Source organism: Janthinobacterium sp. GW458P, from assembly GCF_002127585.1.
GTDB lineage: Bacteria > Pseudomonadota > Gammaproteobacteria > Burkholderiales > Burkholderiaceae_D > Janthinobacterium.
In genome coordinates, this window is sequence record NZ_NEGZ01000003.1 from 55,164 (window position 1) to 80,218 (window position 25,055).

Below are 25,055 nucleotides of genomic sequence, written 5' to 3' on the forward strand. Positions count from 1 at the left end.
CACGGCCTACACTGAAGGGACGTTGTTCACCGATTGGAGACCATCATGGCACATACATTGGCAGCAGTTTTCGCGCAGCGCGACATGGCCGAACATGCGCGGCAAGACCTCATCACCGCTGGCTTTCCCAGCGCCAACATCCGCCTGCACGAGGCGGGCAGCGACGCGGCGTCCGCCCCGGCAGACGCCCGCCGCGACGATGGCGAAACGCTGCTCGACAGCGTCAAGCATTTCTTTACAGACCTGTTCGGCAGCCACGCCGACCGCCACATCTATGCGGAAGCCGTGCGGCGCGGCCACATCGTGCTGACCCTGGAAGGGGCCAGCGACGCCGACATCCAGCGCGCCACCGACCTCGTCGAGCGCTATGCGCCCATCGACATCGATGCGCACGCGGACAGCTGGCGCGCCAGCGGCTGGCAGGGTATGCCGCAAAACGACAGCGCGATGCGCCAGGGCGCCGGCATGCAGTCGGGCGCGCCGTCCCAGCAGGGCATGCCGGCCGGCAACGTGAACCGGCAGGATGCCTCGTCGTCGCAGCAATTTGCCGGCAGCATGCCGCAGGAGGGAACGCGCGGCGGCGCCACCGTGCGCCACTATCCGGGCGCCGACAACCTGCCGCGCACCAGCGACGACGACGAGCAGTACTACCAGGCGCACTGGAGCAGCGTGTATGCGGCCAGCGGCGCGCGCTTCGAGGACTACGATCCCGCCTACCGCTATGGCCACTCGATGGCGGGCAGCGACAGCTACCGCGGCCAGCACTGGGAGCAGGTCGAGCCCGAGCTGCGCAGCAACTGGGAGCACACGTATCCGCAGTCGGCCTGGGACGACTTCAAGGCGGCCGTCAGGCATGGCTGGGAGCGCGTGACGTCCTGACGCGCCAGGGGCGCTGCGGGCTGCCCCTAGCGCCCCTCGTGCGTGAGGTGCAGGAAGTGGTTCAGGATATGGAAGTGGTCTTCGAAGAATTCCTCTTCCATGGCCGGCAGCACCGTCACCGGCACCCATTGCGCCAGCGCCGCGTCGTCGGCCGCCGTCACGGCTGGCAGCTGGCGCGTCTTCAGGTCAAAATAATGCGCATGCGTGATGGTGCGCCCGCGCTGGCTGCGGTCCGGATGGTCGAACACGGCCACGCCGACCAGCGCCTCGACGAGGGTGGGCGCCAGCACGCCCAGCTGCGTCTCTTCCGCCAGTTCGCGCAGGGCGCCCTGCAACAGGCGCTCGCGCGGCTCCAGGAAGCCGCCCGGCAAGGCCCACAGGCCCTTGCCCGGGTAGCCGCCGCGGCGCACGAGCAGGACGTGGCCGCCCGTCTGCACCAGTGCGTCGACGGTGGTGAAGATGGGCGGATACGGCGCCACCTTCCAGCGCGCTTTATAGGCTTCGATGGCGCGGTATTCCTGCACCAGCGGCGCGTACCACGGCAGCAAGGTCCACGCCTTCAGGTACTGGCCGATCGCCGCCGGCAGCAGCTGCGCCACGGCGCTCAGCGACACGTCCACGTCCTCGGCTTCGAACAGCACGTTGCGGATGGCCGTCGCGCCGATGGGCGCGCCGGGGTCGATCTCCAGGTTCAGCAGCTGCCAGTGCGGAAAATGGTGCAGATAATAGCTGGTGGCGTCCTTGAAGCAGGCCACCAGGGTCACGCGCTGCGCGCGTGGCACGGCGCCGGCCACGGCGTGGCGCACGGCGTCGGCCCACAGGCCGTCGTCATAGTAGTCGCGCACGGCCACGTAATGCACGCGGTCGCGCTGCGCCTCGGGCAGGGTGGCGGCGATCATGGCGGCCCGCTCCTGCCACGTAAACGGGTTTTTGGGACTGCGCGCATGGAAGGCGGAACCGAGCACCACCACCACCTGCGACGCCGTCGCCAGCGCCTTCTGCAGCAGGCCCGCATGGCCGTTATGAAAAGGCTGGAAGCGGCCGATCAGGATGGCCGCGTCGGCTGGATAGGCGAGGGTCATGCGTCGTCTCCGGTGGGGTAGCGGGCGGCGATCGGCAATTGGCGGCCGCTGCCAAAGGCGCGCGAACGCACGCGGATGATGGGCGCAGCCTGCCGCCGTTTGTACTCGTTGCGGGCGACCATGCCGAGGATGCGCGTCACGAGGGTCCGCCCCTCGTGCGTCTCGCGCAGCTGGTCGACCAGGGTCAGCGCCTGCGCGCTTTCGGCCGCCGGCAAACGCCGTCCCTCGATATGCCATTTGAGGATTTCATCGAGCACCGGGTACGGCGGCAGGCTGTCCGTGTCGCGCTGGCCCGGCGCCAGTTCCGCCGACGGGGGTTTATCGAGCACGGCCACAGGAATCAGTTCGCGCCCGGCGCTGGCGTTGATGTGGCGCGACAGGGCAAAGACCTCCGTTTTATACAGGTCGCCGATCAGCCCCAGGCCCCCGTTCGTGTCGCCGTACAGGGTGCAGTAGCCAACCGAGATTTCGCTCTTGTTGCCGGTGGTGAGCAGCAGGGCGCCGAAGGCGTTCGAGTATTCCATCAAGATGGTGCCGCGCACGCGCGCCTGCAGGTTTTCCAGCGGCAGCCCCTGCAGCCTGCCGTCGAAGGCCTGGGCATAGCCGGCTTCGTACTGCGCCACGATGTCGCGTATCGGATGCGTGGTCAGGGCGATGCCGAGGTTGGCGCACAGGGCCACGGAATCGGTGACGGAGCCGGCGCTGGAAAAGACGGACGGCATGGTAATGGCCGCCACGTTGTCGGCCCCCAGCGCCTCGACGGCCAGGGCCAGCGTCAGCGCCGAATCGATGCCGCCCGAGCAGCCGACGACGACTTGCGTAAAGCCGCAGCGGCGCGCGTAGTCGCGCAAGCCGAGCACGATTTGACGCCGCGCAAACTCGACGGCGGGGATGCCTGCCGGATCCGGCACGGGAAACGCCGCGCCATCGGTGCGCGTAAAACGCCCATCGGCAAAGCGCAGCAATGGAAAATCTTCGGCGAAGCGGGCCGCCTCGAACTGCAGGCCGTCGCCGGGCGAGAAGGCGAACGAGGCGCCGTCGAACACGAGCTGGTCCTGGCCGCCCACCTGGTTGACGAACAGCAGGGGCAGGTGCACGCGCTGGCAGGCGGCGCCAAACACGGCATGGCGCTGCGCGCGCTTGCCGATGTCGGACGGGCTGGCGTTGATGCTGACGATGAGGTCCGGCCGCGCCGCGTGCAGGGCCTCAAACGGATTGACGGCGTAGGCGCGGCCGTCGTCATTCCAGCCGTCCTCGCAGATCATGAAACCGACCTTGCAGCCGGCGATGGCGAGGGTGCAGGCGCCGGGCGGCCCCGGCTCAAAATGCCGGCCCTCGTCGAAGATGCCGTAGGTCGGCAGCAGCTGCTTGTAGTATTCGGCGACGATATGCCCGTCGCGGATCGCCAGCAGGGCGTTATATAAGGGCTTGCCGACGCCGGGATTCGGGCGCGCCGTGCCGATGACGGTGACCAGCGCCGGCCAGCGCGTGGACGCCTGCAGCAGCGCATCGAGCGCCTGCCGCAGGCCGCGCAGGAAGGCGGCATCCTCGAACAGGTCGCCCGGGTAATACGCGCACAGCGACAGTTCCGGGCATACCAGCAGGTCGGCGCCATCGCTGCTCGCGCAGGCCATGCGCGCGGTGATGGCGGCGACATTGGCGTCGAAATCGCCCACGGTGGGATTCATCTGGGCGAGGGCGATGGTCAGCATGGTGATCCTTCATTGGTTACGCTTGAAACCACTATCCTGCCTGAAAAATTTTCTGAGCGTACTGATGCAATCGTGCAAGCCTGCCGATCCAGCGCCTACAAGGTCTTGAGCCAGGCCCGCAAGCGCGTGCGCGCATTCGCATACGGCGACGCCGTATTGAACTGGATCATGCGCCCCATCGTGTAATGCGTGTACCAGGGCTGGCCATACAGTTGCACATCGTCATGCGCGTCGATCAGCGCCAGCAGCTGGTCTTTTGCCTGTTCCAGGCGCGGCAGCAAGTCCTCCATGCCCAGTTCAGCATAGTCGGCATAGAAGCGCTGCGCCAGTTCTCCCAGAGCGTTCCACGTGAAACCTTCGGCGGGAAAGGCGATGTCCTCGATGCGTTTGCCGTCGCGCAGCTGCGCATGCCAGTGCAAGACCAGCTCGTTCCAGCCCACCAGGTAGGCCAGCAAATCGCACACGCTCATGCGCGTGCCTTTCACTTGCCCCTCCAGCACGGGATCGCGCGCCAGCGCCGGCGGCACGCGCGCCAGTTCCTGCATCAGCCTGGCGTAGGTGGTGGTAATCGCCTCGACCAGTTCCTGCTTGCTGTTGGGGATCGCCATCACGCCGCCCGGATCACCGGCAAGCCGGCCGCCTGCCAGTCGTCGTAGCCGCTGCCGAGGCGGCGCGCATGCAAGCCATGCTGGCGCAGGGCCGCCACGGCCTGCACGGACAACACGCAGTACGGGCCGCGGCAGTAGGCGGCAATCTCTGCGTTCGCGGGCAGTTCGCCCAGGCGGCGCTGCAAGTCGTCAAACGGAATATTGATCGCTCCGGGCAAGTGGCCGGCGGCAAATTCCTGCGCGGGACGCACGTCGAGCACGGTGATGCTGGCTTCCTGCATGCGTTCCAGCAACTCGTCGCCCGTGATGGCTTCCACGTGGTCGCCGCGGCCCAGCGCCTGCAATTCGCTGCGCTGGTGCTGCGCATACAGGCCCAGCGCATCGAGCAACTGCATCACAGGGCCGCTGCCCAGGCGATACAGCACGCGCTTGCCGTCGCGCCGCGCCTGCACGAAACCGGCGCGCCGCAACTGCTGCAGATGCTGCGAGGTGTTCGCCACGGACAGGCCCGTCAACTCCACCAGCTGCTCCACCGCATACTCGCCGTGCGCGATCTGCTCGAGCAGGCGCAAACGCGGCGCGCTGCCTAAAACATGGGCAAACCCGGCGGAACCGGTGAGCAATTCGATATCGGCATTTTTCATTGACACGATGCTAGCACCCTTATAACATTCAAGCAATCAATTGAATGTTATAAGGGAGAGACGATGCAAACAATCTGGCTCGATGCGCTGGCGATCGGCGTGGGCGCGACGGCGGTGATGGACGTATGGGCCATGGCATTAAAGCGCTTCTGGTGCATACCCTCGCTGAACTTTGCCATGGTGGGGCGCTGGCTCGGCCATCTGCCGCGTGGCACCTTGAGCCACGTCAACATCGCCCAGGCGGCGCCCGTGCGCGATGAAGCCATCCTGGGCTGGACGGCCCACTACGTGATCGGCGTGCTGTTTGCGGCCGTGCTGCTGGCGCTGGTGGGACAGCAGTGGGTGCAAGGGCCGACGTTCGCGCCGGCCCTGCTGGCGGGCCTGGTGAGCGTGGCCGCGCCGTTTTGCATCTTGCAACCGGGCATGGGCGCCGGCCTGGCCGCCAGCAAGACGCCGCATCCGAACGCCGCCCGCCTGCGCAGCCTGATGGCGCACACGGCGTTCGGCGTCGGCCTGTACCTGGCGGCGCTGCTGTGGTCGACCGTGCGCTGACTTGTCCGGCTAGCTCGTCAGCGGCGGCACGGGGGCGGGCGCCGCCGTCGGCACCGCCACCGCCGGGACCAGCGGCGCCTCGGGCTGCGCCGGCACGGTGCTCAGCACCATGGTGCTGGGCTTGGCGATCGCGATATGCGCCGCGTCCAGGCGCTTGAGCAGCTCGAACAGCAGGGCGCTGCGGATGCCCGACGTCAGGCGCGGCGACGAGGCATAGCCGGTGGCGTTGAACAGCAACAGGCCGTTGTCGATGCCGTCGAGCTGCACGCTGGGCGCCGGCGTATCGAGCACGTCGGGATTGTCGACAAACGCGGACAGGATCAGCGCGCGCGCCGCCTGCGCATCCGTGCCCAGCGGCAGCGGCAGCTTGACCTGCACCAGGCCCAGGGGATTGGCCAGGGTCACGTTGCGCACCGTCTTGGTGATGAATTCCGAGTTCGGCACGATCACCGTGGAACGGTCGCCCAGCTGGATTTCCGTGGCGCGCACGTTGATGCGGCGGATATCGCCCTCCACGCCGCCGAGGGACACCCAGTCGCCCACTTTCACGGGGCGCTCGGCCAGCAGGATCAGGCCGGAGACGAAATTCTGCACCACGGCCTGCAAGCCGAAACCGATCCCCACCGACAGGGCCGACGCCACCCACGCGATGCGTTCCAGGCCGATGCCGGCCGCCGACAGGGCCAGCGCCACGGCCAGCACGCCGCCGATATAGCCGAACAGGGTGATGAACGACACTTGCATGCCGGAATCGAGATTCGTGGTCGGCAAATAGCTGTTCTGCAGCCAGCGCTTGAACAGGCCCAGCGCAATGAAGCCCACCACCAGCACCAGCAGGGCCTGGATCAGGGCGGACGGGCGGATCGCCACTTCGCCGATGGCCAGGCCATCCTGCAGCTTGCCGACCCGCTGGAACAGCTCGCCCGGACCTTCGCCGAACGGCGCCAGCAGCAGCATCAGCGCCAGCAGCACGACGATGGCGCGGCCTATGCCCGACAGCAGCACGGCCGCCTGGTCGCGCGCCTTGGGCGTGGCCAGCACGGGGTGGGCCGCGTCCGGCGGCGGCGGCGTGGACGCCAGCAGCATGCAGATATCGTCGACCAGCACCGTCAGCAAGTAGGTGCTGCACAGCACCACGATGACCCAGGCGATTTGCTTGGCGACAAAACTGCCGAACGCCACGTAACCGATCAGCAGGCTGATGACGCTGGACGCCAGCGCCAGCCACAGCAGCACCGTGACGCAGCGCAGCCACAGCGGCGTGACGTGCGTGGCGGGGTCGGCCTCGCGCAGCTGCCGCCAGCAGCGCTCGGCGCGCATCAGGCCATAGGCGATGGTCGTGCTCATCACCAGGGCGACGATGCAATTGACGGCCACGGCCGTGGACAGGCCAGCGTTGATGACGATGGTGACCCGCTCCGTCGCCCACACCAGCACGACGATGAAGGAAAACATCGACGGGAAGTTGCGCATGCGGTGCGCCAGCGCGTCGGGCAGGGGCAGCAAACGCCAGGACACGCGCCACGGCGACAGCAGCGCGTGACCGAGGCCCGCCGTGAAACCGGAAAAACAGATGATGCCGATCAAGCTGCTGAGGAAAGTCGAGGTTTTTTCGGACAGGCTGCCATCCCAGCGCAAGCCCATGGCCAGCAATTCGGCCACCAGCCCCGGCGTGGCGGCGGCCAGCACCAGCACGGCCAGCGCATGGAGCGAACGGCGCAGGCGGCCGTGCGGCACGCGCGTGGCCGTCACCACCAGCAAGTAGCGCGAAGCCCAGATGCTGGCGCCGATCACGGCCACGATCCCCGCCAGCAAGCCGCCCCAGGCCGACCACGGCGTGGCGCGTGCCGCATTCGCCAATTCCAGCTCCAGCGCCCGCAAACGCTGCAGATTCTGCGGCAATTCGCCATGCAGCTGTTTCCAGAACGAGCCGGCCAGAATCGATGCCGTGCGCTCGCCCAGGCGCGCCTGCAGCTGCGCGCGGCGCGCCATCGACACCTGCTCGGACGCCTGCGTCGCTTCCACGGCCAGCAGGCGCGCCAGTTTTACCTGTGCGTCGAGGGCGCTGCTGGTGCGGTCCAGCTGGTTGCGCTGCGCCGCCACGTCGGGCGCCTCTTTCGTGCCCGCCGCCGGCTTGCCCAGCTCGGCGAGGCGCGCCTGCACGCTCGACAGCGTCGGCGCCAGCGACTCGGCCACCTTGTCCGCATCGGCGCTGGCTGCCAGCGCGTCGGCGCGCATCTGCGACAGGGTCGCGTCATCGAGGTCGGCGTCGCCATCGAGCGCCTTCTGGATGGTCGTGATCTGCTTGCGCAAGCCGTCAAGACGCTGGTCGGCCGTGGCGGCATCGTCGACGGGCTGCGACCAGGCGGCAGGTGTTGATAAGGAACAAGCCAGCAGCAGGCTCAATAGCAGCGGCAGCAGCCAGCCGCGCCGGCGCGGGCGCGCGGACAAACAGTGGGGGGTACGGAATGAAATCATGCGGTCCTATGGGCCAGGTGAGACAAGTGGTATCAAGACGGCATCGCACCGGCGTGCGCGGCTGTGAAATGCCTCTGCAGGGGGCCGGAAACGACGGGTAGTACGGGAGTTGCTGAACTGTACGGCAAACATCGAGAGACTAGCGCACTCCTGCGATCGCTGACGGATATTTTCGTGCGGCAAGAGCAAGCCCGTGCCAGCCAGCGGCCGCAGGGCGCCATTTCCATCCCGTATCATGCCCGTCCGGCGGCCCGCAAAGGCGGCGGCCAGGGGACCGCAATGGTCTTGATGTTTACAAAAAAATTTCCACAAGACAACATATCAGCTTCTTGTTAAAATATTAAATTATTCTCTATTTCAACGCGAGCACCCATGACATTGCCTGTGAATCAAGCCGCGCAGCATTTACGAGCCGCCATTCGCGAGGCCACGGCAGGCCTGGTCGATCGCGAACAACTGGCCGAACTGATGATCCTGGCGGCCGTGGCAAGGGAACATTTGCTGGTGATTGGTCCCCCCGGCACGGCGAAGAGCGCTGTGGTACGGCGCGTGGCGCAGAGCCTTGGCGGACAGTATTTCGAATATCTGCTAGGCCGTTTCACGGAGCCATCCGAGCTGTTCGGCCCCGTCAACCTGAGCAAACTGCGCGTGGGCCAGGTGGAAACCGATATCGCCGGCATGCTGCCTGAAGCGGAAATCGCCTTCCTCGACGAAGTTTTCCTTGGCTCGACCGCCATCCTCAATACCTTGCTGGGACTGCTGAACGAACGCCAGTTCCGGCGCGGCCATACGCGCATTGAGTGCCCGCTGCGGGTCTGTGTCGGCGCCGCCAACGCGCTACCCGAGGATGAGGGCCTGGCAGCGTTCGCCGACCGCTTCCTGCTACACGTGTTTGTCGAGCCGGTGCCCGACAACCGTCTGGAGGATCTGCTGGCTGGCGGTTGGGCTGCCGGCCAGCACCAGGTGACGGCCATGCTCGACCTGTCCAGCCTCGACGTGCTGAACCAGGCCGTGCCGCAGGTCGACATGGAGGGCGTGCGGCTGGCGCTGGCACAGGCGATCCGCCTGCTGCGCCAGGCCCAGGTACAACTGTCGGACCGCCGCATCGTCAAGGCCCAGCAGCTGATCGCGGCGGCGGCCGTGCTGGCCGGCCGCAAGGCGGCCAGCCGCGCCGACCTGTGGCCGCTGCTGTACGTGATACCGACGGCGGCAGGCCAGCTCAGCGCGCGCGAAATCCTGCGCGAACTGCTGGCGGAAGCCAGCCATCCACTGCTGCACGCGGTGGTCGAGCAGGCCGCCCAGCAGCCGATGGCGCGGCTGGCGCGCCTGGCCGAAAGCGCCGACCTGCTATTGGCGAACAGCGGCGCTGGTGATACCCGCCCGCGCATCGAAGCGCTGCTGCGCGAAATCGACGCCAACTTTGATGCCGCGCAACTACCCGAGCAACTGGCGCAGCGCCGCCAGCAGTTGATCGCCGCGGCGGGCACAGTCTGATGCCGGTGATGGCATGGCAAACGCGCGCCACCGCGCTGGCGCCGGCCGGCATGGTGGCGCCCGCTGCGCTGGCCCCCGTGCTGCTGGCGCGCCTGCGCACCTGCAGTGCCAGCCAGTTGCTGGCCTTGTCGGTGGTGGCGACGCGCGACCTGATGGTGCTGCTCGGCGCGAACGATGCGTTGCCATGGGTCGACGGCGCGCGCTACTGCGCCCCGCATCCGCAAGCCCCGAATCTGTGGACGCCCACGCATCTGGAGCCGGCGCTGCCGGCAGACCTGGTGCAAACCAATCTGATCGAACGGGCCGGCAGCAGCCCGGTACTGCTGTGGCCCGCGCCGGAGCTGCTGCTGCCGCTGGCCGCGGCCCAGGCACTGACACCATCCTTGCTGGACTGGCTGGCCCAGGAGTTGGCATGACCTCGCTGCCGGCCGCACTCGAGCCGTGGGCGCCATGGCTGACGCTGTTTCCGCCCGATCTGGCGCCCGCCGTCGGCGCACTGCTGCTGCGCCTGCATCCGCTGGTCGGCAAACTCAGTACCGCCACCCTGGAGCGCGGCGCCGACCCCGCCGGCATCGGCAACATCGTGCGGCGCGGCCAGTACGAGCGCCTGCTGATGACGCAATGGGTGTATGCCGATGCCGAGCCGGATGAATTCCTGCGCCGCGCCGCCAGTGGCGAGCTGCTGTTCAACGGCCCCGAACCGGCGGTACACCAGCGCTCGCTGCACAGCGTGGCGCTGTTCGACGCGGGGCCATCCCAGCTGGGCGAGCCGCGTCTCGCACATTTGGCGCTGTTCATCCTGCTGGCGCGCCGCGCGCAGCAGGCTGGCGCCCGGTTCAGCTGGGGCATCTGGCAGCTGCCCGGTATCCTGTCCGAAGACACGGAAAAGGAAGGCTTGCGCAAGCTGATCCAGTCGCGCACCCTGCACGCAGCGCCCGCCAACGCGCGCGAGCAGTGGCAAACCAGGCTTGGCGGCGACCTGGCCGACTGCTGGCTGATCGGCGTTGCCGGCGAGGCGCCCAGGCAGGCGCGTGAGCGGGTGGCGATTCGCCGCGCCCTCTGCGGCAACCATCTGAATGTCAGCCTGCGGCAGCGGCATGACTACCGCACGGTGCAACTGGAATTGCCCGACGCGCCGACAGGCGTGCGCCTGCTGCGAAAACCGTTTGCGCCGCGCGCGCCAGCGGGCGTGATCCATCACCACGGCCACCAGCCGTCACGCGCACAGGCGCCGCGCTTCGCCAGCGGCGGCAATCTCGTGTGCGCGCCGCAACTCAATGGCGGCGCCATCGTCTATCACGTGCCCCAGTCGGCGTCCGTCAAACCCGGCAAGCCGCGCATCATCTCCGCGCCGAAGCATGGCGCCATCCTGGCAGCCGGCGTGTTCAAGCCGGCGCTGTCCTGTATTACCTCGGCCGGCGGCACGCTGGGTTTTCACAACTTTCCCGGTCCCCTGTTTTCCAGCAAACCGATCATGTGCGACCGGCCGCCGCTGGAACAATTCCATGCGCCGCCCGGCATGGGACGATGGTTGCAGACGTTCTATCTGCTGGCCAACCACAACGTCAATTGCTACGAACATGTCGTTGTACTCGATACCAAAAGACGGCTGGTTTGCTGGCAGGCGGCTCCGGCGGCATCGCACAAGGTGGCGTCCACGGTTTCCTTCCGGGCTGTGCTCGACAATGTGATCGGCGCTGACCAGCTGGGCGACTCGCTGTACATCGGCTGCGCCGATGGCGACGGCGTGCAGCTGTATCACTGGCATCGCCAGAATGCGACCCCGTACAAGATGCAACGGATCGCGCAACAAGGCAGCAGGCTGCTGCATGGCGCCTTGAAAGGCGAGCACGCCGGGCACAGCGGCAACCTGCTCGCGCTCAAAACCGGCCCGAGCCGCTGGTGGGTCGGCAGCCACGCCATGGGCGAAGCGATGGACATCGACGACAACGCCGCCGTGCTGGGCGTGGCCATCAGCGAAAAACACCCCAAGCCCGGCCTGGTGGTGCTGCATCCGGGCCGCTACCGCATCGAATTGCGGGTCGGCCATCTGCGCTACACGCTGGCCACGTCACCCGAAGCGATACAGCAAGCCAGCATGGATCCTGCCAGCGCGCGCATCGCCTGGATCACGGCCAAGAGCAGCACCCTCGTCGTGCGCCATATCGATGACGAGCAGCCGCTGTTGCAAATTTCCTGCGATCGAGACATTGATGAGTCATAAGATACGCCGCCCCCTGCATGACGGCATGCAGCTGGTGCATGCGCTGTGGTTCGACCTGGCCCTGCTGGGCGAGGCCGAGGTGCGCCGCCGCGTGCTGCGGCACTGGGCGCCGGGCGCGCGACTGCACCGGGTGCACGATGGTTTCCTGCTGTTGCTGGCGACGCCGCGCTACGGCCAGTGCGCCGCGCTGGACGGCTTGCCGCTGTGCGAACAGGCGGGCATCCTCAGCAGCGCGCCACTGGCGGCGGACGAACGGGCGGTCACGCCTCCGTCCGGCATCTGGCTGGTGCGCGCGGCGCAGGCGCAGCTGATCAGCCTTGCGGCGGCGCCGCGTATCGACCCGGCCGCCTGGCTCGATCTGCGCGCGATTCCCCTGCATGCGCCATTGCGCCCGCCGCTAGCCGCTGCGGCTGCGGCCACTGCGGCCTTGCTGGAAACGCTGCCCGTGCACGACATCTTCGCGGGCGCGCTGGCACCGCCCAGCGACAAACGCGAAGCGTTTCTACGCCAGATGGACAAGGCGCAGCACGGCGCCAAGGCCATGCGGCGCGGCGCCGGCATCGCGCTGGCGGTGACGGGCGTGGCGGCCGTCCTGCTGGGCGCCATACCGCTGGGCTTGATCAAGCTGTTCGGCGGCGGCAAGCAGGCCGCATCCGCGCAGGCGGACAGCGGCCGGCAACAGCGACCGCCATCGGCGCTGCAGCAGCGCCTGGCCGCGCTGGCGACCCGGCTGGCGATCATGACGCGCGCCTCCACGGTGATCGGCTGGCGCCAGGCCGCTTATCTGCGCAAGATGATGCAGCTGCTGGAACAGGGCGACGTGAAAGAAGCCCTGCGCCATGCGATCCCGCTCGACACCCTGTCGCCAGCGCGCCGTCCCGCCTTCGGCACGCCGCGCCCGCGCACCAGCCTGGAAATTTCCGGCCCCGGCCAGGCGAGCAGCTCGATCAGCCTCGGCGGCGAGCTGGAGCAATACTTGCGCGCGACCTACCGCGCCACCTTCGAGCGGCTCGATCGTGAAGGCAAGATCGACGAAGCCACCTACGTGCTGGCGGAACTGCTCAAGTGCGGTAGCGAGGCAGTCGACTATCTGGAGAAAAAGGGCCGCATCAAGCAAGCCGCGCAGCTGGCGGAAACCATGGAGCTGGCGCCGGAAGTCGCCGTGCGCCTGTGGTGCATGGCAGGCGACGTCGAACGGGCGGTGAAGCTGGCCCGGCTCGGCCAGGCGTTTGCCGCGGCGGTCCAGTTGCTGGAACGGCGCAAGAGTCCGCAAGCACCGGAGATGCGCTTGCTATGGGCCGAGGATCTGGCCATGCGCGGCCAGCTGAGCGAAGCGGCGGAAGCCATCTGGCCATTGCCGGAGCAGCAGGACAAGGCGCTGGCATGGCTGCTGGAAGGCGAGCGCACGGGGGGCGTGCTGGGCATGCGTGCCCTCCTCAAAAAGCTGGCCTTGCTGCCAGCCAGCCTGGCCGACAGCGAAGCGGCCGTGCTGCAGCTGCTCGACGACGACAGCGACGAAGGCGCGCAGCAGCGCATGCGCCTGGGCACGGAATTGCTGGCGCTGTCGCTGCATTCGCCCGCCACCCGACGCGTGGCGGCGGAACTCATGCGCCCCTTGCTGGCTGACCGCATGGGCGAACGTATCGCATTCGACAAGAAGGCAATGGCCAAGCTGCTGTCACTGTCCGACGGCGCCGTCCTGCGGGCCGATCTGTCGGCATTGACCCTGCCTGCCATGGTGCCGCCCCAGGAGCTGCGCAAGCGCCGCAAGCCGCTGCGGGTGCATCTGGCCGAACGCGGCCTGTTGACGATCCATGATGCCCGGCGCCTGCCGGACGGCCATTACCTGCTGGCGCTGGGCGAGGGCGGCGTGGTGCGCATCGACCGGCATGGCCGGCAACTGGCGCAGTTCCCAGTACCGGCGACGCGGCTGGTGATGGCGGCCGGCGGCCAGCGTGCGCTGGCGCTGGTGCAGCGCGACAGCATGTGGCGCGTCAGCCGCATCGACTTGATCGCGCGCAAAGTGTCGGACTGGATCATCCAGCCACTGCGCTTCTGGGCCGACAACTATGACGGCCTGATCTGGAACGCGGTGATCGACAACCGCCTCGTCGCCATCGACAGCAGCAAGGATCAGTTGTCGGTGAGCTGGCAAGTGGCCGACTTGCCAGGGCGGGTGGTCGCCTTCCAGGAAGAGCCTGGCGTACAGACCTTGCTGCTGGCGACGGCAGAAGGCATCCAGCAATGGCGCTATCAATTGCCCGCGCGCCGCCTGCTGCAGCGCGACAGCTTCCCGCATCCACGCGATCCAGTGCTGGCGCTGCTGCCGCATAGCGCGCGCGATGCGCCCACCCTGGTCTGCATCATGGGCGATGACGGGCCTCGCTACCTGCAAGTGCATCACGGCGGCGCCACTGCGCCCTTGACGCTGCCGTTGCAGGCGATTGCCTCGGTTCCCGAGGTGACCCAGGCGGCAGGCTTGCTGATGGTGCGCAGCCACCTCGACGACGACAGCCCCATGGAATGCCTGGTGGCCGATGGCGGAACGGGAACCGTCCTGGCCCAATTGCGGCTGGACGAATGCGATGCGGCACGCGTGCATGTCAATGACGGCCACATCCTGCTGTGCGACGACGCGGGCCGGCTGATCGATATCGACTGCGAAAACAGCCAGGTGCACACCTTGACGCTGGCGTAGACGCGTGCCAGGTCAATCGGATGCCCGAACATATTGGGGAGGCGCGTCGCCCCGGGCGACGCACCGGAACCGTACTTCACTTCCTGCTAGGCGAGTTCTCCGCGGATGATTGCCGCACCGGCGCTGAGCGCATTGAGTTTGCCTCTTGCCACGCGACGCGCCAGGGGCGCCATGCCGCAGTTGGTGCTCGGGTAGAGCTTGTCGGCATCGACAAAGCGCAGCGCCTTGCGCAGGGTGTTGGCCACTTCCTCCGGCGTTTCAATGGCATTGCTTGCCACGTCGATGGCCCCGACCATTACTTTCTTGCCGCGTATGAGTTCAATCAGGTCGATGGGCACGCGCGAGTTGTGGCATTCCAGCGAGATGATGTCGATATTCGACTGCTGCAGCTTGGGGAACGATTCCTCATATTGGCGCCATTCGGATCCCAGCGTATTTTTCCAGTCCGTATTGGCCTTGATGCCGTAACCATAGCAAATATGCACGGCCGTTTCGCATTTGAGCCCTTCAATTGCCCGCTCCAGGGTGGCGATGCCCCAATCGTTCACTTCATCGAAGAACACATTGAACGCGGGTTCGTCAAACTGGATGATATCGACGCCGGCCGCCTCCAGTTCCCGCGCTTCCTGATTGAGGATCCTGGCGAATTCCCAGGCCAGCTTTTCGCGGCTTTTATAGTGGCTGTCGTACAGCGTATCGATCATCGTCATCGGACCTGGCAGCGCCCATTTGATCGGCTGCGTGGTTTGCTGGCGTAAAAATCTGGCGTCGTCGACAAAAACCGGCCTGGTGCGGCTCACGGCGCCCACCACGGTCGGCACGCTCGCATCGTAGCGGTCACGAATGCGGACGGTCTCGCGTTTGTCGAAATCGACGCCGCTCAGATGCTCGATGAACGTGGTGACAAAATGCTGGCGGGTCTGCTCGCCATCGCTGACGATATCGATGCCGGCCTGCTGCTGTTCCTGCAGCGACAAGCGCAAGGCATCCTGTTTGCCCTCAATCAATTCCTCGTCCTGTAATTTCCACGGCGACCAGAGTTTTTCAGGCTGCGCCAGCCAGGAAGGTTTGGGCAGGCTGCCGGCAGTGGAAGTAGGTAACAATTTTTTCATGATGGTGATTTCGTGTATTGTGATTAATCAACGAGCGTGGCGGCAGCCCATTGTTCAAGAAGATGCTTGTATGGCTTGATGAAGTGCTCTTCCGTATATTTGCCCTGCTTGACAGCCAGCTCGCTGCGCTCTTCGCGGTCATAGACAATTTGCGTCAATGAATAATCCTGGTTCTTCAGGCTGGGCTGATAGCATTTCCCCGCCGCGGCATTGGCGTTGTAAATCTCGGGCCGATAAATCTTCTGGAATGTTTCCATCGTGCTGATGGTGCCGATCAGCTCAAGATTGCTGTAGTCCGCCAGCAGGTCGCCGATAAAGTAAAACGCCAGCGGTGCGGCGCTGTTCGGCGGCATGAAATAGCGCACTTGCATGCCCATTTTCTCGAAATAGGCATCCGTCGATGAGAACTCATTTTGCTGATACTCGACGCCCAGGATGGGGTGCTGGTTTTCCGTGCGCCGATAGGTCTTGCTGCTCGAAGCGCTGAGGCAGATGACAGGCGGCTTGCTGAAACGCTCTTGATAAGCATCGGATCTGACAAAGTGCTTGAACAACTTGCCATGAAAATCGCCGAAATCCTCTGGTGCGCTGAATGCGGATTGATTGTTGTTGTGCTCTGGCAGCAGCACGCTGAAGTCGTAATCGCGCACGTAAGAGGAAAAGTTATTTCCGGCGATGCCATCGATGCGTTTTCCGGTTTTTTTGTCGATAATATTCGGCTTCAATATCTCGATCAGCGGGATATTGCCGCCTTTGACATCGATATTCAACTCGACGGAAATGATTTCGAGCTCGACAGAGTAGCGGTCTGCGTTCGGGTTGTCCCAATGCGCCAGGCTGTTGAAGCGGCTGGCTATCATTTTCAGCGTATTGCGCAAATTCTCCTGGCGGCTCTTTCCCCTGGCCAGATTGGCAAAGTTGGTCGTCAGGCGCGTGTTGTCCGATGGATGATAGTTTTCATCGAAAACAATGCTCTTGATGCTGAATACAAAATCGTTGCTCATGGTGATCTGCTGTCCTGATTTCTGCGAAAAGGTGAATGGGTTGCTTGCTTGGTGCCTGCGGTGAGGCTTATCAGGCGGCGGCCAGCTCTTGCGTCGTGGCCGGTCTCGCATGGCGCGTCAATGCGATCAAGGGCAAGGCCCGTTGCACCGCCAGTGTCGCCCGCTGGATCAGCGCCTCGTCCTGCAGGCGGTAGTCGAGGAAATCCTTGTCGGTCGCGTAGACGCCCAGCGGCAAGGTGCGTGCCTGGAAGAAGCTGAACAGCGGGCGCAACTGGTGGTCGATCATCAGGGCATGGCGCTCGCTGCCGCCGGTGGCGGCCAGCAGGACGGGCTTGTCGATCAAGGCATCCTGATCAATAAAGTCGAAGAAGTGCTTGAACAGTCCCGTGTACGAGCCGCGATAGACCGGTGTCGCCACCACCACGATGTCAGCTTGCTCGACGGCAGCAAGTTCGCGCTCCACCGTCTCGGGCAGCTGCGAGCGCCAGACGGCGCCGGCCAGCTGCGGCGCCAACTGGCCCAGTTCGACCAGGCGTTGCTCGCACAGCACTTCGTCGGCGATCAGGTCCATCAGGTGTTCGGCCAGGGCTGCCGCCTTGGACGGGCGTTGCAGCCCGCCGGAGACGGCGACTAGACGCAGTGGACGTGTCATGTTTGCTTTCATAGGGATGGATGCGCGAGGGCGAAGAACGCCGGCAACAGGGAAGTGGATGATAGCGGCGGGAATCGATGAAGTATAATGGTCATATTTCATACATCCATGAATATGGCTCATTCCAATGCTTGAACGCATCCACCTCAGCATCGTCCAGCAGGTCGAAAAACAAGGGTCGTTGACGGCCGCCGCAGGCGTGCTGCACCTGACCCAGTCGGCCCTGAGCCACAGCATGAAGAAGCTGGAGCAGCAGCTGGGCACCGACGTCTGGCTGCGCGAAGGAAGAAATTTGCGCCTGACGCAGGCTGGCCAGTACTTGCTGGCGGTGGCGAACCGGGTGCTGCCGCAGCTGGACCTGGCCGAAGAGCGCCTGGGCCAGTTTGCGCAGGGCGAGCGCGGCGCGCTGCGCATCGGCATGGAATGCCACCCCTGCTACCAGTGGCTGCTCAAAATCGTGTCCCCGTATCTGGCCGCATGGCCCGACGTGGATGTGGACGTCAAGCAGAAGTTCCAGTTCGGCGGGATCGGCGCGCTGTTCGGCTACGAGATCGACCTGCTGGTCACGCCCGACCCGCTGTACAAGCCGGGGCTGACCTTCGAACCCGTGTTCGACTACGAGCAGGTGCTCGTCGTGGCCAAGGGCCATGCGCTAGCTGGGGCGGCGTATGTGCAGCCGCAGCAACTGACCCGGGAAGTGCTCATCAGCTACCCTGTGGACATCGAGCGCCTGGATATTTACAATCAATTCCTCTTGCCGGCCGGCGTCACGCCCAAGCGCCACAAGGCCATCGAAACGACCGATATCATGCTGCAAATGGTGGCCAGCGGCCGCGGCGTGGCCGCCCTGCCGCGCTGGCTGGTCGAGGAATATGCGGCCAAGATGGACGTGGTGCCGGTGCGGCTGGGCGCGCGCGGCATCGCCAAGCAGATCTTCCTGGGCGCACGCGAGACGGACACCGCCATCGACTATGTGCGCGCCTTCATCGCACTGGCGCGCCAGCCTGTCGTTGCGCAGGGAAACTAAGCACGCACGCCGGTTCGCCGGGGCCGGCTACCGCGCGCCTTCCATGGCTTCCACGGTGTCGAAAAGACGCGCCAGCGCGCTTTCCATGGCGCCGGCCGTAGCGTCGCCGCTCTGGTTGGTGATGATGAAGACGCCAAGCTGATATTTGGGAACGATGTAGGCGTAGCTTTGCGCACGCGGCACGCCGCCATGGTGGACATAATGCGTGCCCAGCTGGCGATTGCTGCCGATGTTCCAGAAATAGCCGATGCTGAAGTCGTCCTGAAAGCGGACCAGCGGCTGGTGCGATTCGACGACGGCGGGATGGGCGCTCAACTGCAGGCGCAGGTATTTCGCCATGTCCGGCATCGTCGACTTCAGGTTACCGGCCGCCCCCCAGGGCAGCTGCGGCATCGGCGTGGTGACGACGGGATTGTCGCTGTGGTAGCCGGGCGCCAGCCGGCCGGCATCCTGGGCGGTGATGCTCAGCCTGGTATCGTGCATGCCCGCTGCGCGCGCGAGCCATTGCGTGAGCAGGACGTCATAAGGCATGCCGTAGATTGTTTCGAGCGTGTGCGCAATGAGTTCGGTCGCGGCGCTGGAATAGGCGTAATCCTTGCCGAGCGGGCCTTTGATGCTGACCGTGTGCAAGTCCTGCCAGAATTGCCGTTGCCCGTAGCCGGCGTAGGCGGCATTGAGCTTTGCCGGCGTGGCGTGTGCCGTGAAATCCTTCAAGACGGTGTTTACCTGCAATGGCAGCATGCCCGGCATATTGCTCGTGTGCGTGATCAAGTGGCGCAGGCGTATGGGCTCCCCCTGCGACTGCAGGTTCGGGTAGGCGGCCGGCAGATACATTTGTATGGGATCGTCGAGCGCCGCCTTCCCATCGAGCACGGCCTTCGCCAGCAGCAGGCCGGCAAAAGTCTTGCTGACCGAGCCGATTTCATACAGCGTCGTATCGTCCGGCGGATTGGCTTTGCCGGTCTCCAGCTCGCCTTGATGCAGCATGAATTGCTTGCCGCGATACACGACGGCAATCGAAGTCGCGTGCAGCAATGGCGACTGCAGCAAAGTGGTCGCGGTCTGGCGCATGGCCGCAGGAATGTCGTGCGCAGGTGCCGTGGCTGCGGGCTTGCAAGCTGCCAGCACGAGTGTCATTCCAGTCATGATTGCGGCGAGTTTGTTCATCATGCGCACCATCGAAGGGGGAGGGGCATTCTCGCACAACGGGTTCTGCGGCGGCAGAAAAAAGTCATGCGTATGAATTTTCCAGGTAGAAAGAAAACGCCACCTGGCGGTGGCGTTTTCTTTCTCTTCCTGATGGCCTGGGCGGCGCCCGGCCGGCTTATTCCACCGTCACCGACTTGGCCAGATTCCTTGGCTTGTCCACGTCCGTGCCGCGCGCCAGCGCCGTGTGGTACGCCAGCAGTTGCAAGGCGCACACGTGCAGGATAGGCGACAGATCGCCGTAGTGCTCGGGCAGGCGGATGACGTGCAGGCCTTCGCCGGAGCTGATGCGCGAATCGACGTCGGCAAAGACGTACAATTGGCCGCCGCGGGCGCGCACTTCCTGCATGTTCGATTTGAGTTTTTCGATCAGGGCGTCGTTCGGCGCGATGGTAACGACCGGCATTTCATTCGTCACCAGGGCCAGCGGGCCGTGTTTCAGTTCGCCGGCCGGATACGCTTCGGCGTGGATGTACGAGATTTCCTTCAGTTTTAATGCGCCTTCCAGGGCGATCGGGTAGTGCATGCCGCGGCCCAGGAAGAGGGCGTTTTCCTTGCGCGCGAACTCCTCGGACCAGGCGATGATCTGCGGCTCCAGCGCCAGCACGGAAGCGATGGCGACGGGCAGGTGGCGCATGGCTTTCAGGTGCGCCGCTTCCTGCTCTTCGGACAGGTGGCCATTGACTTGCGCCAGGCACAGGGTCAGCAGGAACAGGCCCGCCAGCTGCGTCGTGAACGCCTTGGTCGACGCCACGCCCACTTCCACGCCGGCGCGCGTGATGTAGGCCAGCGCGCATTCGCGCACCATGGCGCTGGTGGCCACGTTGCAGATGGTCAAAGTGTGCTGCATGCCCAGGCTGCGCGCATGTTTCAGCGCGGCCAGGGTGTCGGCCGTTTCGCCGCTTTGCGAAATCGTCACCACCAGCGTGTTCGGGTGCGGCACGCTGTCGCGGTAGCGGTATTCGCTGGCCACTTCCACGCTGACGGGCACTTTCGCAATCGCTTCGATCCAGTATTTGGCCGTCATACCCGCATACGAGCTGGTGCCGCAGGCGAGGATCAGCACGCGGTCGATCTGCTTGAAGATTTTATAGGCGCCGTCGCCGAACAGTTCCGGCATGATGGCCGTCACGCCTTCGAGCGTGTCGCCGATGGCGCGCGGCTGTTCAAAAATTTCCTTCTGCATGTAGTGGCGGTACGGGCCCAGCTCGGCCGCGCCCGTGTGCGCATGCACGGTTTTGACTTCGCGCTCGACCGGCTTGCCGTCCACGTCGACGATCCAGCAGCGCGACAGCTGCAGGTCGACCACGTCGCCTTCTTCCAGGTAGATGATCTGGTCCGTCGTGCCGGCCAGCGCCATGGCGTCCGACGCAACGAAGTTTTCACCGTTGCCCAGGCCGACGATCAGCGGCGAGCCCTGGCGCGCGGCCACCACGCGGTGCGGTTCGTCGCGGCAGAAGACGGCGATCGCGTACGCGCCGTCGAGGCGTTTCACGGCCTGCTGCACGGTCTCGAACAGGTCGCCGTTATACATGTGCTCGACCAGGTGGGCGATCACTTCCGTGTCCGTCTGGCTCTGGAAGACGTAACCCAAGGCCGTCAGTTCGGCGCGCAGTTCGTCGTGGTTTTCGATGATGCCGTTGTGCACCAGCGCCACGCGGGCGTTTTCTTCCGTCGGGGAAAAGTGCGGGTGGGCATTGAACGAGACAGGGGCGCCATGCGTGGCCCAGCGCGTGTGGGCGATGCCCGTAAAACCGCCCAGGCCTTCTTCGCCGATCTGCTTTTCCAGCTCGGCCACGCGCGAGGTGGAGCGCGAACGCTGCAGCCGGCCATCGGCGTGCAGGGCGATGCCGCAGGAATCGTAGCCGCGGTATTCCAGGCGCTTCAAGCCTTCGAGCAGGATGGGAGTGATATTACGCTGCGCTACCGCGCCGACGATGCCGCACATGGAAACCTCTGTCTAAAAATTCATCAATGCACGCATGCTAAAGCAGAGAGCATGAAATAAGTTTTCTAAATATGTGTATTTTTGACTGAATATTTCACGACTATTTCACGATGAAATATTCTTTCATCTATACTTGATTTATTTCCAAATTCATCAAAACCATGAACGAGAACAACATTACCCTCGATGAAATCGATCGTCGCATCCTGAACGCTTTGCAAGTTGACGCATCGCAAACCAACAGCGAGCTGGCCCAGGCCGTACACGTCTCGGCGCCCACCTGTTTGCGGCGGGTCAAGCATTTGCGGGAAAGCGGCGTCATCGAGCGGCAAGTGGCCATCGTCGCGCCGCAGCGGGTGGGTGCGCGCCTGACGGCCATCGTGGAAATCACGCTCGACGTGCAGGCGTTTGAGCGCATGGCGGAATTCGAGCAGCTCGTGGCGCACGAGCCGGCCGTGCTGCAATGCTACCGCGTCTCGCCCGGCCCCGACTTCGTGCTGATGGTGCAGGTGGCCGACATGCCCGCCTACCACGCGCTGGCGCACCGCTTGTTTGCCGCGCACGCCAACGTGCGCAACGTGAAAAGCTATTTTTCCACGTTTCGCAGCAAATTCGAGACGCGTATCGCCGTCTGATCTTCGACTGTAAATTATCCACCGCTTGCACACATCTTATACGCGGCTTGCCCACCGCTTATCCGGCGCTTTTGCACAGGCTTATGCACAGCCCTGAATCCGGCGCAGGGCTGATGGCGTAACGCTTTTCTTCCATGAAAAGCCCGGTCTGCCGCCAGCGTGCCCGGCAACGTAGCCTGATTCCCTGCCACCGATATTTTCACCAACAGGCACAGCGACTTTTGCACCGCTTTCACACAGCTTGCCAACAGGTTGTTGCACCACTTATCGACACACTTATCCACATCGTCCGCCCGCGCCATCCGGGACCTGCGCCCCCAGGCAAGCCGCGGCCGCTTCCGTGCGCGCAGCGACATGGCGCAGAACGCCCCGTTCAGGCACTTGAGTTTGCTGAAAGCATGACTTGATATGGAACAATACTTGTCCACATGTTTTCAACCCTCTTTTCCACAGGCTTACCCACAGAGCACACTCGAGCACAAGGCGGGAAAGCACACTTATCCCCACTTATGCAAAGGCTATGCAGTGCTTATCCGCAGGCTTACGCACAGACTTATCCACATTCGATGGGTAAACCGGCTTGCCGGGCTGCAGAATGGCGGAAAGTGCAGGGGAGAACCACGACAGGCGCATGGCAGGCGAAGCCGGCAACTTTACACACAGCTTATGCATGGGCTTGTCCACATGCTTATGCAGTACTTACTGATGGGCTTACCCACATAGTTATCCACAAAAAAAAGGCAGGCCGCAAGGCCTGCCTGTGCAAGGACGGACTGCGCCGCTTACTTCTTGATCTTCACGGGACGCGTCCAGCCGTCGATGGTCACCTGGCGCGCGCGCGAGACAGTCAGCTTGCCTGCCGGCGCATCCTTCGACAAGGTCGTGCCGGCGCCCAGCGTGGCGCCCTTGCCGACGGTGACGGGGGCGATCAGCTGGCTGTCGCTGCCGATAAACGCGTCGTCTTCGATCACCGTGCGGAATTTATTGACGCCATCGTAATTGCAGGTGATGGTGCCGGCGCCGATATTGACCCTGGAACCGATGCTGGCGTCGCCGATGTAGGCCAGGTGGTTGGCCTTGCTGTGCGCGGCGATCTGGCTGTTTTTCACTTCCACGAAGTTACCGATGTGCACGTCTTCCGCCAGCACGGCGCCGGGGCGCAGGCGCGCATACGGGCCGATGATGGATGCGGCGCCGACGACGGCGTCCTCCAGATGGCAGAACGGCTTGATGTGCGCGCCGGCGGCCACCGTGGCGTTGATGATCACGTTGTTGGCGCCCACGCGCACGCCGTCACCGAGTTCCACGCGGCCTTCGAACACGCAGCCGACGTCGATGGTGACATCGCGGCCGCAAATGAGTTCGCCGCGCACGTCGATGCGGGCCGGGTCCAGCAAGGTCACGCCCCGCTCGAGCAAGGCTTGCGCGATATTGTTCTGGTGGATGCGTTCGAGCTGGGCCAGCTGCACCTTGCTGTTGACGCCCGCCACTTCCCACACGGCGCCCGGCTGGGCCGAGGTGACGGGCACGCCATCGGCGACGGCCTGGGCGACGATATCGGTCAGATAATATTCCCCTTGGGCATTGTTGTTCGACAAGGACGACAGCCATTTCTTCAGGGGCACGGTGGGCGCGACCATGATGCCGCTGTTGATTTCGCGAATCGCGCGCTCGCCTGGTGAGGCATCCTTTTCCTCGACGATGCGCACGATGGCGCCCTGGTCGCGCACGATGCGGCCCAGGCCGAAAGGATCGTCCTGTTCCACGGTCAGGATGGCCAGCTTGTCGCTGCCGGCGGCGTCCACCAATTTCTGCAGGGAAACAGCACTGGTCAGCGGCACGTCGCCGTACAGGATCAGGGTCGGCACCGATTCGTCGAGCAGGGACACGGCTTGCTGCACCGCATGGCCCGTACCCAGCTGCTGCGTTTGCTCGGCGGCGTCGACCGCCAGGCCATGGTTCGCCTTGTAGCCGTCAAGCAACTTGAGCACCGCAGCGCCCCCATGCCCGTAAATCACGCATAATCGGGACGGCGCCAGACTGCGCGCCGTATCGATCACATGCGACAGCAGCGGCTTGCCAGCCAGCGGGTGCAGTACTTTTGGCAGCGCCGACTGCATGCGTTTCCCCATACCGGCGGCGAGAATGACAACGTTCATAGACCGTATTTATTTATTAAGTTAAGAATATGAAAAAGTTTAACACGCAAGCCCCTCTCGCCAGTCGCTTTCGCACTGCCGTGCTGGCCGTCTTGCTGGTCGTCATAGCCGGCTGCAGCGGCTTGCGCCTGGCCTACAACAACGGCGACACCGTGCTGTACTGGTGGCTGAACGCGTATGTCGACCTGGACCGCGACCAGAAGGGCTGGGTGCGCGACGATATCGGCAAGCTGTTCGACTGGCACCGCAAGACGCAATTGAAGGATTACGTCGACATCCTGCATACGGGCCAGAAGCAGTTGCAGGGCAACATCACGCAGGCGGACCTGATGGCCGACTACGGCGAGATCAAGCACCGCACGCAGACGCTGCTGCTGAAGGCGGCGCCGGACCTGGCCGACCTGGCCCGCTCGCTCAAGCCCGAGCAACTTGCGCAGATGGAAAAGAAGTTCAAGTCGAACAATGACGACTACCGCAAGAAATACCTGAGCGGCGACAAGGACAAGCGCCAGAAGCTGCGCTACAAGAAGGCCATGGAGCAATTCGAGCTGTGGTTCGGCGGTTTCAGCAGTGAGCAGGAAGCCATCATCCGCAAGGCGTCCGACGCGCGTCCGCTGGACAATGAGATCTGGCTCGACGAACGCATGCGGCGCCAGCAGAATGTCTTGAACCTGGTCAAGAAAGTGCAGCAGGAAAAGCTCGGCAAGGACGCCACCGTGTCCCTGATCAATACGCTGATCAGGGACAGTTTCGAGCGCCTCGAGCACTCCGAGCGCAAAGCCTTCTTTGACGCCTACCAGGACAGCACGGCGCAGATGGTTTTGACGGTGATCAAGATCGCCACGCCGGCGCAAAAAGCCCACGCCGTCAAGCGCATGCAGGGCTGGATCGACGATTTCAACTCGCTGGCCACGCAAGCCAAATAGCCAGGCAGCGCCAGC

The 25,055-nt window shown here is 64.5% G+C and carries 20 protein-coding genes; 9 read left to right on the top strand and 11 right to left on the bottom strand.

Features of this window, described 5'->3' with window-relative positions; genetic code table 11:
• The first annotated feature begins 45 nt into the window (after positions 1-45).
• Positions 46-879 (top strand): hypothetical protein, encoded by an 834-nt coding sequence (locus CBW50_RS03755; protein WP_139842390.1) that lies wholly within the window; start codon positions 46-48, stop codon positions 877-879.
• A gap of 26 nt (positions 880-905) precedes the next feature.
• Here CBW50_RS03755 and CBW50_RS03760 read toward each other — a convergent pair whose 3' ends face one another.
• The 4 genes from CBW50_RS03760 to CBW50_RS03775 form a co-directional block, all read right to left on the bottom strand.
• Positions 906-1,961: a bifunctional nicotinamide-nucleotide adenylyltransferase/Nudix hydroxylase gene (locus CBW50_RS03760; RefSeq protein ID WP_086144282.1), complete on the bottom strand. Its 1,056-nt coding sequence runs from the start codon at positions 1,959-1,961 to the stop codon at positions 906-908.
• Positions 1,958-3,673, bottom strand: a complete 1,716-nt coding sequence (locus CBW50_RS03765) for an NAD+ synthase (RefSeq protein WP_086144283.1) — start codon at positions 3,671-3,673, stop codon at positions 1,958-1,960. Before CBW50_RS03765 ends, CBW50_RS03760 begins: the two co-directional genes overlap by 4 nt.
• Before the next feature lie 95 nt (positions 3,674-3,768).
• Positions 3,769-4,281, bottom strand: coding sequence for a ClbS/DfsB family four-helix bundle protein (locus CBW50_RS03770; protein ID WP_086144284.1), 513 nt, complete (start codon positions 4,279-4,281; stop codon positions 3,769-3,771).
• Positions 4,281-4,925, bottom strand: coding sequence for a metalloregulator ArsR/SmtB family transcription factor (locus CBW50_RS03775; RefSeq protein WP_086144285.1), 645 nt, complete (start codon positions 4,923-4,925; stop codon positions 4,281-4,283). The genes CBW50_RS03770 and CBW50_RS03775 overlap by 1 nt, the downstream gene beginning before the upstream one ends.
• Positions 4,926-4,988: 63 nt before the next feature.
• Between CBW50_RS03775 and CBW50_RS03780 the strand changes: the two genes are divergently transcribed.
• Positions 4,989-5,477, top strand: a complete 489-nt coding sequence (locus CBW50_RS03780) for a DUF2938 domain-containing protein (protein WP_086144286.1) — start codon at positions 4,989-4,991, stop codon at positions 5,475-5,477.
• 9 nt (positions 5,478-5,486) lie between these two features.
• Here the strand turns inward: CBW50_RS03780 and CBW50_RS03785 are convergent, their stop codons facing one another.
• Complete coding sequence (locus CBW50_RS03785; RefSeq protein ID WP_226936150.1) at positions 5,487-7,955, bottom strand: DUF3772 domain-containing protein; 2,469 nt, start codon at positions 7,953-7,955, stop codon at positions 5,487-5,489.
• A gap of 372 nt (positions 7,956-8,327) precedes the next feature.
• On the opposite strand from CBW50_RS03785, the gene CBW50_RS03790 reads away from it, so the two are divergent.
• The 4 genes from CBW50_RS03790 to CBW50_RS03805 are packed head-to-tail and all read left to right on the top strand — an operon-like array spanning position 8,328 to position 14,371.
• Entirely contained in the window at positions 8,328-9,449 is a 1,122-nt protein-coding gene (locus tag CBW50_RS03790; RefSeq protein ID WP_086144287.1) for an AAA family ATPase, read from the top strand.
• 8 nt (positions 9,450-9,457) lie between these two features.
• Positions 9,458-9,865, top strand: a complete 408-nt coding sequence (locus tag CBW50_RS03795) for a hypothetical protein (protein WP_139842391.1) — start codon at positions 9,458-9,460, stop codon at positions 9,863-9,865.
• On the top strand, positions 9,862-11,673 hold the full coding sequence (locus CBW50_RS03800) for a hypothetical protein (protein ID WP_086144289.1): 1,812 nt from the start codon (positions 9,862-9,864) through the stop codon (positions 11,671-11,673). The genes CBW50_RS03795 and CBW50_RS03800 overlap by 4 nt, the downstream gene beginning before the upstream one ends.
• On the top strand, positions 11,663-14,371 hold the full coding sequence (locus tag CBW50_RS03805) for a bpX6 domain-containing protein (protein ID WP_139842392.1): 2,709 nt from the start codon (positions 11,663-11,665) through the stop codon (positions 14,369-14,371). Before CBW50_RS03800 ends, CBW50_RS03805 begins: the two co-directional genes overlap by 11 nt.
• A gap of 86 nt (positions 14,372-14,457) precedes the next feature.
• Here CBW50_RS03805 and CBW50_RS03810 read toward each other — a convergent pair whose 3' ends face one another.
• The 3 genes from CBW50_RS03810 to msuE all read right to left on the bottom strand — a co-directional run bounded on the left by CBW50_RS03810 (position 14,458) and on the right by msuE (position 17,139).
• A complete protein-coding gene (locus CBW50_RS03810; RefSeq protein WP_086144291.1) occupies positions 14,458-15,483 on the bottom strand; it encodes a methionine synthase in 1,026 nt (341 codons plus the stop codon).
• A gap of 23 nt (positions 15,484-15,506) precedes the next feature.
• Positions 15,507-16,487, bottom strand: a complete 981-nt coding sequence (locus CBW50_RS03815) for a DUF1852 domain-containing protein (protein ID WP_086144292.1) — start codon at positions 16,485-16,487, stop codon at positions 15,507-15,509.
• A gap of 70 nt (positions 16,488-16,557) precedes the next feature.
• A complete protein-coding gene (gene msuE / locus CBW50_RS03820) occupies positions 16,558-17,139 on the bottom strand; it encodes an FMN reductase (protein WP_086144293.1) in 582 nt (193 codons plus the stop codon).
• A gap of 127 nt (positions 17,140-17,266) precedes the next feature.
• On the opposite strand from msuE, the gene CBW50_RS03825 reads away from it, so the two are divergent.
• Positions 17,267-18,166: a LysR family transcriptional regulator gene (locus CBW50_RS03825; RefSeq protein ID WP_086144294.1), complete on the top strand. Its 900-nt coding sequence runs from the start codon at positions 17,267-17,269 to the stop codon at positions 18,164-18,166.
• Positions 18,167-18,193: 27 nt separating this feature from the next.
• On the opposite strand, the gene CBW50_RS03830 is transcribed toward CBW50_RS03825, so the two are convergent.
• Complete coding sequence (locus tag CBW50_RS03830) at positions 18,194-19,312, bottom strand: serine hydrolase (protein WP_216356309.1); 1,119 nt, start codon at positions 19,310-19,312, stop codon at positions 18,194-18,196.
• Positions 19,313-19,490: 178 nt separating this feature from the next.
• Positions 19,491-21,320: a glutamine--fructose-6-phosphate transaminase (isomerizing) gene (gene glmS / locus CBW50_RS03835; RefSeq protein ID WP_086144295.1), complete on the bottom strand. Its 1,830-nt coding sequence runs from the start codon at positions 21,318-21,320 to the stop codon at positions 19,491-19,493.
• Between the two features lie 161 nt (positions 21,321-21,481).
• Between glmS and CBW50_RS03840 the strand changes: the two genes are divergently transcribed.
• Positions 21,482-21,955 carry an Lrp/AsnC family transcriptional regulator gene (locus CBW50_RS03840; RefSeq protein ID WP_086144296.1) on the top strand — a complete coding sequence of 158 codons (474 nt, stop codon included), beginning with the start codon at positions 21,482-21,484 and terminating at the stop codon, positions 21,953-21,955.
• A gap of 782 nt (positions 21,956-22,737) precedes the next feature.
• On the opposite strand, the gene glmU is transcribed toward CBW50_RS03840, so the two are convergent.
• Positions 22,738-24,114 carry a bifunctional UDP-N-acetylglucosamine diphosphorylase/glucosamine-1-phosphate N-acetyltransferase GlmU gene (gene glmU, locus CBW50_RS03845; RefSeq protein WP_086144297.1) on the bottom strand — a complete coding sequence of 459 codons (1,377 nt, stop codon included), beginning with the start codon at positions 24,112-24,114 and terminating at the stop codon, positions 22,738-22,740.
• Positions 24,115-24,143: 29 nt separating this feature from the next.
• Here glmU and CBW50_RS03850 point away from each other — a divergent pair, with 29 nt between their 5' ends.
• Positions 24,144-25,040 (top strand): DUF6279 family lipoprotein, encoded by an 897-nt coding sequence (locus CBW50_RS03850; RefSeq protein ID WP_086144298.1) that lies wholly within the window; start codon positions 24,144-24,146, stop codon positions 25,038-25,040.
• The last annotated feature ends 15 nt before the right edge of the window (positions 25,041-25,055 follow it).

What these genes read in the sequence shown, in the direction of transcription:
- CBW50_RS03825 (WP_086144294.1), top strand. Translation starts at nt 17,267, where the DNA reads ATGCTTGAACGCATCCACCTCAGCATCGTCCAGCAGGTCGAAAAACAA.
- CBW50_RS03830 (WP_216356309.1), bottom strand. Translation starts at nt 19,312, where the DNA reads ATGACTGGAATGACACTCGTGCTGGCAGCTTGCAAGCCCGCAGCCACG.
- CBW50_RS03780 (WP_086144286.1), top strand. Translation starts at nt 4,989, where the DNA reads ATGCAAACAATCTGGCTCGATGCGCTGGCGATCGGCGTGGGCGCGACG.
- CBW50_RS03770 (WP_086144284.1), bottom strand. Translation starts at nt 4,281, where the DNA reads ATGGCGATCCCCAACAGCAAGCAGGAACTGGTCGAGGCGATTACCACC.
- CBW50_RS03815 (WP_086144292.1), bottom strand. Translation starts at nt 16,487, where the DNA reads ATGAGCAACGATTTTGTATTCAGCATCAAGAGCATTGTTTTCGATGAA.
- CBW50_RS03785 (WP_226936150.1), bottom strand. Translation starts at nt 7,955, where the DNA reads ATGATTTCATTCCGTACCCCCCACTGTTTGTCCGCGCGCCCGCGCCGG.
- CBW50_RS03840 (WP_086144296.1), top strand. Translation starts at nt 21,482, where the DNA reads ATGAACGAGAACAACATTACCCTCGATGAAATCGATCGTCGCATCCTG.
- CBW50_RS03800 (WP_086144289.1), top strand. Translation starts at nt 9,862, where the DNA reads ATGACCTCGCTGCCGGCCGCACTCGAGCCGTGGGCGCCATGGCTGACG.
- CBW50_RS03795 (WP_139842391.1), top strand. Translation starts at nt 9,458, where the DNA reads ATGGCATGGCAAACGCGCGCCACCGCGCTGGCGCCGGCCGGCATGGTG.
- glmS (WP_086144295.1), bottom strand. Translation starts at nt 21,320, where the DNA reads ATGTGCGGCATCGTCGGCGCGGTAGCGCAGCGTAATATCACTCCCATC.
- CBW50_RS03850 (WP_086144298.1), top strand. Translation starts at nt 24,144, where the DNA reads ATGAAAAAGTTTAACACGCAAGCCCCTCTCGCCAGTCGCTTTCGCACT.
- CBW50_RS03760 (WP_086144282.1), bottom strand. Translation starts at nt 1,961, where the DNA reads ATGACCCTCGCCTATCCAGCCGACGCGGCCATCCTGATCGGCCGCTTC.
- CBW50_RS03805 (WP_139842392.1), top strand. Translation starts at nt 11,663, where the DNA reads ATGAGTCATAAGATACGCCGCCCCCTGCATGACGGCATGCAGCTGGTG.
- CBW50_RS03775 (WP_086144285.1), bottom strand. Translation starts at nt 4,925, where the DNA reads ATGAAAAATGCCGATATCGAATTGCTCACCGGTTCCGCCGGGTTTGCC.
- CBW50_RS03755 (WP_139842390.1), top strand. Translation starts at nt 46, where the DNA reads ATGGCACATACATTGGCAGCAGTTTTCGCGCAGCGCGACATGGCCGAA.
- CBW50_RS03790 (WP_086144287.1), top strand. Translation starts at nt 8,328, where the DNA reads ATGACATTGCCTGTGAATCAAGCCGCGCAGCATTTACGAGCCGCCATT.
- CBW50_RS03810 (WP_086144291.1), bottom strand. Translation starts at nt 15,483, where the DNA reads ATGAAAAAATTGTTACCTACTTCCACTGCCGGCAGCCTGCCCAAACCT.
- msuE (WP_086144293.1), bottom strand. Translation starts at nt 17,139, where the DNA reads ATGACACGTCCACTGCGTCTAGTCGCCGTCTCCGGCGGGCTGCAACGC.
- glmU (WP_086144297.1), bottom strand. Translation starts at nt 24,114, where the DNA reads ATGAACGTTGTCATTCTCGCCGCCGGTATGGGGAAACGCATGCAGTCG.
- CBW50_RS03765 (WP_086144283.1), bottom strand. Translation starts at nt 3,673, where the DNA reads ATGCTGACCATCGCCCTCGCCCAGATGAATCCCACCGTGGGCGATTTC.